Genomic DNA, 9123 nt, shown 5'->3' with positions numbered 1-9123 from the left:
ATATCCATATATAATACGTTCCATCTATGACCATCCAAATCACCAAAAACACAGCCGTACAACCAGCCTTTACCTTCAGGCTTGCTATATATTAGTCCTCCTGCCAACTCTACTTTTCTAACCATTTCATCAACAGCTTCTCTGGATTCAGCGTCTATGGAAAGCAATACCTCTGTTGATTGATTTGTATCTGTAACTGCATTTCTCGTAAAGCTCTTAAACGTAGATTCTGGGAAAAGCATGATCATAAAATTCTTTTCCCCGATAATTAAACCGGCTGCGTCATTACTGTTTTCATGTCTCGGATGAAAGGAAAATCCAAGCTTGGCGAAGAATTCTTTTGATTTATTCAGGTCTTTCACCGGTAGATTTAGCCAAATTTCTTTTGCTACGTTAATCGCTCCTTTTTAGTTAACTTTTGATCTATTTTATCATAATTACTAAGTAATAGACAAAAGATGATAATTTACCTGTACCAATGTCATGGGAAACTGAAATTGATTTAGTAATAATTTAAATACGAAATTAGCCATCCACTCAGATAAGTTGAAGGCTAATTTACGGTGAACCGTATCATAATTTCAAACTGTTTGCTACGCTATACTGCCCTTACGCATTTAACTATCGTTTTCCGTTATGAACTCATTACCAAAGCAATGTTAGAGTTCCCTACCAAAAGAAATAGAGTATTCTTTCAGTCCTTCTGTCAGTTTCTTTCTCAGATTTGTTAGCCACTCAGGCTCATTATCCCATTTTTCCTCGATTGACTTTAAAGTTCGAACATACCCATACAAATTCGCAAAGCGCCTGAATGCCGGTAAGATAACCTCTAAATCATTTGTAAATTCATATTCAGTAAGATATCCATCCAGAAAGCATTGTTTCTTGTGGTTAAAAATTTCAGATGAAATACAGTCCTGCAAGCTATCAAGCGCTTGTTCGATATCCATTGCATACCAGTGATACATAGCATCATCAAAATCAATTACATTACATGACTTAGAATTGTCATCGTAGAATACGTTATCATATTCAAAATCATAATGAACCAGTCCATAATTACTTTGTGACTTATGGATCGAAGCAAAATAATCTCGTAGTAATTTCGTTTCGATTAATGCTGCCGATTCATCGGGATAACTTATCAATACTTCCTGGATCCAATCTAAAACATCACTATATGACCATCTTTTGAATTTACCGGGTGTGTATTGACTAGACAAATAATGGAGCCTTCCCAGGGCTTTTCCATGGCTGAATATGATAGTATCACTAAAATCGGTGTTATTAATCTGCACGCCAGAAACACGTTTAAATACCGATGCAAAGTATTCGCCCCATGGAGTCCTCACCTCTACAACCTTCTCGCCATGCTTTGATGTAACCGATTCCAAAACTCCATACTGGTTGTCACGCAAGTATGAAATAAAATCAAGTTCCGCCAATATATTCGATTTCAGCTTTTCCGATTTGGGTGCAAAACGTAATATCTGGTTCTTACCTTCACATTTAAACGGATAAATGGCGTTCGACGATATGCGATAATACTTAAACATCTCCATCGAACCTTCGTCGAAATGCCAATTTTTTAAAATCATTTCTGCCAAGTTTACATCATTGAATAGATATTTCAGTTTCAACATAAAGTCATTACGGCTCCTTATATCAGCTATGTTCAATATGGCACTGATTCTCCACTTCCTTATAAGCCAGCATAACACGACCCGGCATGGTATTACTGGGAGAAAATTACTATAACTAAATTAAACTCCCCTTAGCTCAACAGCCTACCTTCCTGCCATCAACTTACACAGATTAATTTAATGAGAAGTCTACAGGGTTAACAAAAATGACATCTTGTTGAACGATTGTAAGCAATTCTTGTAAGATTTGGGTCATGACACTTTCGCCGGTGCGTTCATTGGAATGGAGTCTATAACTTTATTATTTCCGAACACTTGGTTTCTTCCGTTATTTTAGGATATGTCCATCCAATTTTTGCGTCTGGTTCTGGATCTGGATAAAAATAACCACGGTTTAAACATTCTTCTTTAAAACGGCCGGTTCAGGCAACTGTAAAAACCATTGTATATAACAACGATTATTTTTGATAATTTCATCCACCAACCATGCGGGTTTTCGGCTCCAAACAAAAAGAACGTTTATGCATCATTTATGCAAAACGCTCGGAAACCGTATGGTTATAGGATTTATTCTTTTCTCATCATCGCTGGAATTTGCACTTACAAACAGCTTTTCCAACTCAATATACACCGATTATGCATAGCATTATTTCTTTAAAGAAAACGTGCAAGCGCCCTATATACTTGTCCAATCAAGGGTTTGCTTACTGACATAGTATAAAGAGTAGTTGAATCCATTAAAAGGAGTGAGATGAATATGGGATTAGAAGAAGGCTTTGAGCGTCGTCATAACAATACTGCAGCAATTTTAGTTCTCTTTATTCTTTTGGTTATCGTGTCTGTGGCTTTTTCATGGTAACCTTGTCAATTCAGTAAAGAAAAGGCTCCGGGAGTTAGTTCTCCTAGGGCCATTTTTTTGAGCTCACCCTACGGATTTTTTTGTGAAGTTCGAGATTCGCGCCAGTGACCTATGACTAGGCATATTATCAACAGAGTCCTGCTCCGCTTATTGTTTCTTATCAAGTTATAGTCTTAATAGTAAACGATGGTATGAATTTTTAACTCCTAGTTTATCATTAAATGGATGCTTCAATAAAAGCTTATTTACAATCTCCACAAATGATATTGCATGGTAGCCAATTTAGCTTTGTGGGACAATGAAAAAAAACGGTACTGTTCGCATCGTTCGCGAAAGGACCGTTCTTGATATTTCTTCGTTCCTAGATAGGCAACTTATTAAAAAGAGGGCTAGACAAATACTCAAAATACAGCTGTCTTCATATTTAAAAAGGCGACCTATCCAGTGTAAAATAATTGTGAAATAACCATTAACGATGGCGTTGTCCTTGCAATTGGGCCAAAAGATTTAAAAGAAATCCCTATCCCTGAATCCTCTTCTAGAGAAGAATGGATCAAAAAATTCGAATGGCTCAAAACGTTCGAATCTTTCCTCAAATGGGAAGAATCCGAATGGAGTGAATGGGGAAAAAAATGCACTTGTTTTAACAGATTTTATGTTTTTAGGCTGCTTTTTTTTCAATCAATATCACCTCCATTCTTGAGGACTTTCTTTTTGGATCAACAATTCACCATGAAAAAGTTAACGAAATGATTACCAAAAGAATAAAAAGAACCAAGATAGCGGCCGAACTTGTACCCATGCCGCGATAACCTGCACAACTACTTCCAACTCCACCTGCGTATGCCATGATCATATCTCCCTCCATGATAAGTTTGATTGCAATATAATCTTATGTTCAATACTTAACATTTGCTTGTACTTATGCCCCTTGGCTTAAAACGACGATGTCTCAATGGAATTAAACACGATTTATGGAATGTAAACCGTGTATTGATAGGCAGTTTACTAGGCTTTCTTTTAACAATACTTTTCCAGTATTGAAATGGTGTGATTCACTTTATAGGTTGGAGTAATCTCTATGACACGAACATTTTTTCTCAAAGCTATTAATAGTTCGGATTGGTTTGAAATGACTTGAAGTAATAAAGTTTTAGACTAGTTAGCTGGCGATGCGTTCGACTGCGGCCGGCTCAAGCAACCCCTTTGGTTGAACAACTGCCGATAATACCTGTCTCCTGTTTGTATACTCTCCTTTCTCATTAGTTCTATGAAGCTCATTGTTGGAAGCTAGACTTAACAACCGTGAACTGCAGATCTCAAAAACCACCAAAACAAAAGCCCGGTTGAATGAGTAAACATCATTCAACCGAGCTTTTGCCTTTCTTCCGATACTTATAAAACAATCTGTACACTCATTCTGCTAATTCCTGAAAAGAATGAAAGTAATCTTGCTTTGGATTAAAATGTCTTTTTATTTCAAAAGGGCCTTAAAGCTGTTCAATCCTGCTTCCCCGTTGACGAACAATCGGTGAATCAAGAAGGGATTCTGGTCGGGATTAGCCATTCCTTGGTCGATCGTAAACGCATAGCGAAATCCATGCTCTTTTAAGATATGCAAGGTGGTCTGATTTCGCTCCCCAAATGGGTAACAGTACACGTCCGCAGGAATCCCAAGTTCTTTCTCAATTTGACGCCTTGCTTCCGTTATTTCAAACGTTTGCTTTTCAGTATTCAACTGTGTAAGATTCTGATGGGTCATTCCATGTGGCTGGATGTCCCATCCACCCTTGTGCATTTCTTTGATTTCCTCCCAATTCAAAAAATAGCCATCTTCAACCATACCCGGTGATATAAACATCGTTGCACGAAAATTATGTTTAGCGAGAATAGGCAGCGCGGCTGTGTAATTGTCTTTGTAGCCATCGTCGAAGGTTAAGAGTATAGCCTTGGCCTTCGGTTTCTCCCGACCTTCCCAAATATCGATGAATTCATTCAAGGTTAATGTCTTATATCCGTGATCGGCTAAGTACTGCATTTGCTCCTCCAATTTTGCCGGAGTGATGGCAGCGGTATTGCCGGGCTGGACCGTAACACTATGATAATTCAGGACAGGAATGCTTATTTGTGCGGTTATCGATGCCTTGCTATAGACGGAGTCCTTCACTGTGGCAAATGGTGTTGCTGTAGGAGTTAAAGTTGCATTTGTTTCAGCGGCCAACGGTGTCATAAGAATTGTCTGCTCTTGTTGCTTAGGAAGCTCGTCGTTCGGTATCTCCAATGATAGAACCGGCAGGTGCTGTTCCTTAATGTGGGGAATTGGATCTTGTAACGGGGGGTCTACTCTCGAATCCACCGCCATCTGTGTTGAACTAATGGACTGTGATGCTAGGATCCATATAAAGACAGTAGCAATCAGCATTCCGCCAATGATCAGAGTGAACCGCCAATTCGAAGTAGTCATGGATACCAACACCATCCGCTTCATAGAATAAAGGACAACCTATTACTCTATTTCTATCCGGATACATGCCAAAATATTCCGATACCTCTCCAAACTGATAGGTTATGATCGGACCCGCTACGATTTATTCTGGAGGTCAGCTCTCATTGCCAATCGCTGTGCATCAGTCCGATACGGACACTTATAACAGTAAATACCAGCATAATCTTCAATTCGATAGTAAAGACAGCTAGCACTTTTCATTCTCATTTTCTTGTCAGGCTCCTCGATATGAACGATCAGACGAAATTTCACAGCGAATGGATTATTTTTGATAAACCGTTGTTGGAGTCATCTTACTTACAAAAATCCTCCGTCCGGAATGAGATAATATTCTTGTCACCCGACAATAATAGATCTCATGTCGGATGACAAGAACTTTATGTCATTCCCGTAAAAGAAAAAACACCGCCTTTAGTCAAAGCGATGTTTTATATAGTCAACCTGCTCTTTGATTCATATTGGTGTGGTAAAAACAATTGATATTTTACACTCTAATATCTTAGTGTTGCTGGAGTTGCGGAATAACCGATTGATTCGTAAAACTTCTGTAATACTTCGCGTTTGAATTCAGGCTGAGCGCGGATCCCATTATTTAATTACAACTTCAAACTCTTTTTCGATCAAGAATCTGAGTCACGGTGCTTTTTTATTTGAAATCTACCTGCCGCGGTGCCCATATATAGTCCCCATTTACATCAATATACCCTGAATCCGGTCCTTCCCCTGCCCAGCCAACACGAACATTGGCAATTCCCGCTGAGAACTGACTTGCTTCGTAGTAAGTTGGTTTTATCTTGATCTCTCCCCTTTTATTGATATATCCCCATTCCCAATCACCGATTTGAACAGCAGCCAGCCCTCCAGTGAATGGTTTAGTTTTTTCAAAAGAACTCTTTATGACTTGCTTCCCTTTAGTGTCAATAAACCCCCATTTGCTACCCATTTTAACTGCAGCGAGTCCTTCCGAGAACGGCTGCGCATCATCGTACTGGAGCGGAATAGCCCAACCATCACTTGTGTTGATGTACCCCCATTTTTCCCCGACTTTAACCGGAGCTAGTCCACTGTGGAAGTCCAAGGCATCATCGAATTTAGCTGCAATCACCGATGTTCCCGATATATCGATAAAGCCAAATTTGTCGTCAATCTTCACTCTTCCGAGCCCTTCAGAAAAATCGTATCCAAAATCAAAATGAGGGGAGATTGTAAATTCCCCTTTTACATTCAGGTAGCCATAAGTGTACAGACGATCATCGTGAGTCGCAACAGCAACGGCGGCTAACCCTTCGTGAAATTGACTGCCGAACAAAATATCCGGCTCCATGACTACTTTGCCCGTCGTGTCAATATATTGGTGCCTCTTCACATCTTGCGAGATTAACACGGTGACGTAAGCTAGTCCCTCCGAAAAGGGAGCCGTTTCAAAGTATTGACACGGGATGACCAATTGACCTTTGACATCGATGTATCCCGAACCATTGCCGCCATTGCCGTCTTTAGCCGCACTCCATACCTGTGCCAAGCCTTCGGAGAAGGGTAACACCGAGAAAAATGGAATATCGATAGTCTTATGACCATGATTGTCAATTAATCCATTTTTCTCTTCCTGCTGAATAGGATATAGTTTGGTCTCGCCTATGGATACAATTCCTAATCGTTCGATCCAACTTACCTTCCTTCCACTGGCTTCTCCTACAAATCGCAGCGGAACGAAGACCGTTCCGTCCACGATTGCTGGGGCTTTATCTAGCGCCGCATCTTCTCCGTTTACAACAGCGGCATTTATGTCGGGCGTCATTTCAATCTTTAATCCGTCGCCTGCCGCAGTAACTTTCCTCATTTGGGGATCCCAATCTACTTGCCAACCCATCTTTTCAAATAAGGGGCGAAAGGGTACAAGCGTGATCCCATCTTCGATAAAAGGCTGCTGGACAAAACTAATAGGCTCCCCATCGACTCGAATCGTAAGAGGGGAATTGCTGGCCTGAATTGGAACCGTCCCTGTCAAACAAGCCGTTAGGGAAAGTGCTAGACTAAGTACCACTCGGTTTTTTCTCAACAATATAATCATCTCCTTTGTTATTCCCACCATGGTATGGGTTTGGGCTCGTTAAACTTTAATCAATCGTAACAGGAACAACAAATGGATTTGTGTCCGGCTGCTTATCAATGGTTCTTCTGTAACAGATGTCGCTTCAGTAGTTGGGACTGGTGTGAAGGGTAGCAAATCGGATGTTGTCTGTTCGTGCTGTCGTGAATGCAAATACTGCAGAAATGCTCAGTACCAACGCTACTACTATCGTGGTACACACCGCCTAAATAACGCTTTTTCCTTTGAAGAAATTCTCTGAATTTTTGATACAGTTACGTTTATCTAACTCCAATTTATGGATATAATTCTTATATGGTTAGACGACGCTAAATCGATATGGTTGCGAGCCTTCGAATAATTTTTATTAGCTCCATTACATTCGAATAGGCTACCTCACGGCAGCCCATTCGAATATGTACTATACTTTCTCATTAGCTCAGTGATGACGGTTATTATTCATAAAACATATGTGATTTGTTTTGTTTGTATCCTCCCTCTATGGAGCCGGTTCGGTTTCTCAATCTGACAGTTATGAGGCGATTTTCCACTGAAGTAATGCTTTTACAATGATTACTAACAAAACACTTCATATTTTACCTCTGAGTAATTGTGAATCATTAACTTTTCCTGTACGACATCCCCAGTTCGTTTATCAATGACTCTTCTCCATATCTCGTTTTCTCTATAGTTCTTGCCTTCAATATGATGAAATTGATGGTTTCTTTCTTCCAAATGATATGAATATGGTAACTCGTTATCACAATATACAATTCCTTTTAGATGTTGGTCTGTTAACCAAATATGAAATTGAAACTTATGATTGGTGGGGTTAAAAAAACGCAAATCAATATAATTAAAAAATACACTTGCACCACTTCCAAATGGTAAGACTCTTTTCTCATCCGGAAATGGGTCAAAACTATGATGATGTCTTTCTTTAATTTCTAAAGGTGTATGTAAGGCAAGCCAAAAAAGTAAATTAGCTAATTGACATAAACCTCCCCCTATCCCTGTTTTCACTTCACCTTGAGATAACAACAATCCCTTAATATAACCTTTGCTTGCTTTAGGTTTCCCAATTAAATGCCAAAAGGAAAATATTTCACCTGGATTTAATACAATTCCGTCCATGGATTTTAGGGCAATACTTAAATTTGTAATTTTATTTTCTTGTAACACAGGATCAGATGAGCCTAATTTTCTTCTTAGCAGAGATTGATGTCGTTTTATTGCATATGGAAATGTATCAACTATTTTTTCATTTGCAAACTTTGTGAAAAAATTATGACTAGTTCTCTTTATTTGAAGCTGAAGGATCCTAAATTTATAAACTATGGGTATTTTCATCAAGACCCGTTTTATGATGGTTAACCTCCCATTAATTAATTTTCTTCGAAATTAACGTCCTTATTTGATTAAAAATTATGCCATACTTAAGTAAAATATATATTGCTCTTTCATTTAGAAATATCTCTTCGGAATCGCTCCAAATGATATGACTAATCGTGTAACACCAACCCAATAAAATCATTCTTTCATCAACGTATAATTGTCACCCCATTATACCATATGTTGGAATTTATGCGTTGTCGTATCGGTTCATGTGTTCCCACAGTCATCACGCCCTATTGCCTTTTTATAAAGAAGGAGCGGTTGCCGCGGCAAACTACTCTTTCTTCACAAATCCAAATTTTTCCTTTTTCCTCAAGACTCATGCTTAAGTTTTCTTTTCAACTTTTAATTTTTGCTATCTATCCCGTAGTTCTAGCATTCCGTGTGGGAGATTGGTGAGTATTTGATCGTGGATATCTATCTACAACAAAAAAAGAGCCAGTCCTCTTTGATCTGGACCCTCTGTCAAGGACACTTGAAAAAAGCCTGGTTTAGTTTAGGCGGCTAACAATAGATGATTCCTGTATTGTACGAGGCCACTGAAAAAGGTGCGCTTTTAATTTTCTGAAATAGATCTAAATTGATAATGGCGAATTTCCATTCAATCTGAATGAGAATTCGCCATTATTTA

Annotated in this window: 8 protein-coding genes; 1 reads left to right on the top strand and 7 read right to left on the bottom strand. The window is 38.9% G+C overall.

The window, feature by feature from the left end:
* Both FU659_RS33770 and FU659_RS33765 read right to left on the bottom strand, forming a co-directional pair.
* Nucleotides 1–362, bottom strand: a 362-nt coding sequence (locus tag FU659_RS33770; RefSeq protein ID WP_261808227.1) for a VOC family protein, incomplete at its 3' end; no start/stop codon positions are given.
* A 297-nt stretch (nt 363–659) separates the two neighbouring features.
* Nucleotides 660–1643, bottom strand: coding sequence for a phosphotransferase enzyme family protein (locus FU659_RS33765; protein ID WP_147951543.1), 984 nt, complete (start codon nt 1641–1643; stop codon nt 660–662).
* A gap of 757 nt (nt 1644–2400) precedes the next feature.
* Between FU659_RS33765 and FU659_RS33760 the strand changes: the two genes are divergently transcribed.
* Entirely contained in the window at nt 2401–2502 is a 102-nt protein-coding gene (locus tag FU659_RS33760; RefSeq protein WP_147951542.1) for a YjcZ family sporulation protein, read from the top strand.
* A 507-nt stretch (nt 2503–3009) separates the two neighbouring features.
* On the opposite strand, the gene FU659_RS36125 is transcribed toward FU659_RS33760, so the two are convergent.
* From FU659_RS36125 to FU659_RS33740, 5 genes are all read right to left on the bottom strand, one after another.
* A complete protein-coding gene (locus FU659_RS36125) occupies nt 3010–3183 on the bottom strand; it encodes a hypothetical protein (protein ID WP_187274585.1) in 174 nt (57 codons plus the stop codon).
* A gap of 46 nt (nt 3184–3229) precedes the next feature.
* On the bottom strand, nt 3230–3352 hold the full coding sequence (locus FU659_RS33755) for a sporulation protein YjcZ (protein WP_147951541.1): 123 nt from the start codon (nt 3350–3352) through the stop codon (nt 3230–3232).
* Between the two features lie 624 nt (nt 3353–3976).
* On the bottom strand, nt 3977–4966 hold the full coding sequence (locus FU659_RS33750; protein ID WP_261808226.1) for a polysaccharide deacetylase family protein: 990 nt from the start codon (nt 4964–4966) through the stop codon (nt 3977–3979).
* A gap of 688 nt (nt 4967–5654) precedes the next feature.
* Nucleotides 5655–7067 (bottom strand): WG repeat-containing protein, encoded by a 1413-nt coding sequence (locus tag FU659_RS33745; RefSeq protein WP_187274584.1) that lies wholly within the window; start codon nt 7065–7067, stop codon nt 5655–5657.
* 606 nt (nt 7068–7673) lie between these two features.
* A complete protein-coding gene (locus tag FU659_RS33740) occupies nt 7674–8447 on the bottom strand; it encodes a VanW family protein (RefSeq protein WP_147951539.1) in 774 nt (257 codons plus the stop codon).
* Nucleotides 8448–9123: the final 676 nt, after the last annotated feature.

The sequence above is a fragment of the Paenibacillus sp. N3.4 genome, assembly GCF_008017805.1.
Lineage (GTDB): Bacteria > Bacillota > Bacilli > Paenibacillales > NBRC-103111 > Paenibacillus_E.
The sequence above is the reverse complement of the archived record's forward strand: the minus strand, read 5'-3'. Positions and strand labels throughout refer to the sequence as shown.

Coding starts and splice junctions, on each gene's coding strand:
- FU659_RS33765 (WP_147951543.1), bottom strand. CDS start 1,643: ATGTTGAAACTGAAATATCTATTCAATGATGTAAACTTGGCAGAAATG.
- FU659_RS33760 (WP_147951542.1), top strand. CDS start 2,401: ATGGGATTAGAAGAAGGCTTTGAGCGTCGTCATAACAATACTGCAGCA.
- FU659_RS33755 (WP_147951541.1), bottom strand. CDS start 3,352: ATGGCATACGCAGGTGGAGTTGGAAGTAGTTGTGCAGGTTATCGCGGC.
- FU659_RS33750 (WP_261808226.1), bottom strand. CDS start 4,966: ATGACTACTTCGAATTGGCGGTTCACTCTGATCATTGGCGGAATGCTG.
- FU659_RS33740 (WP_147951539.1), bottom strand. CDS start 8,447: ATGAAAATACCCATAGTTTATAAATTTAGGATCCTTCAGCTTCAAATA.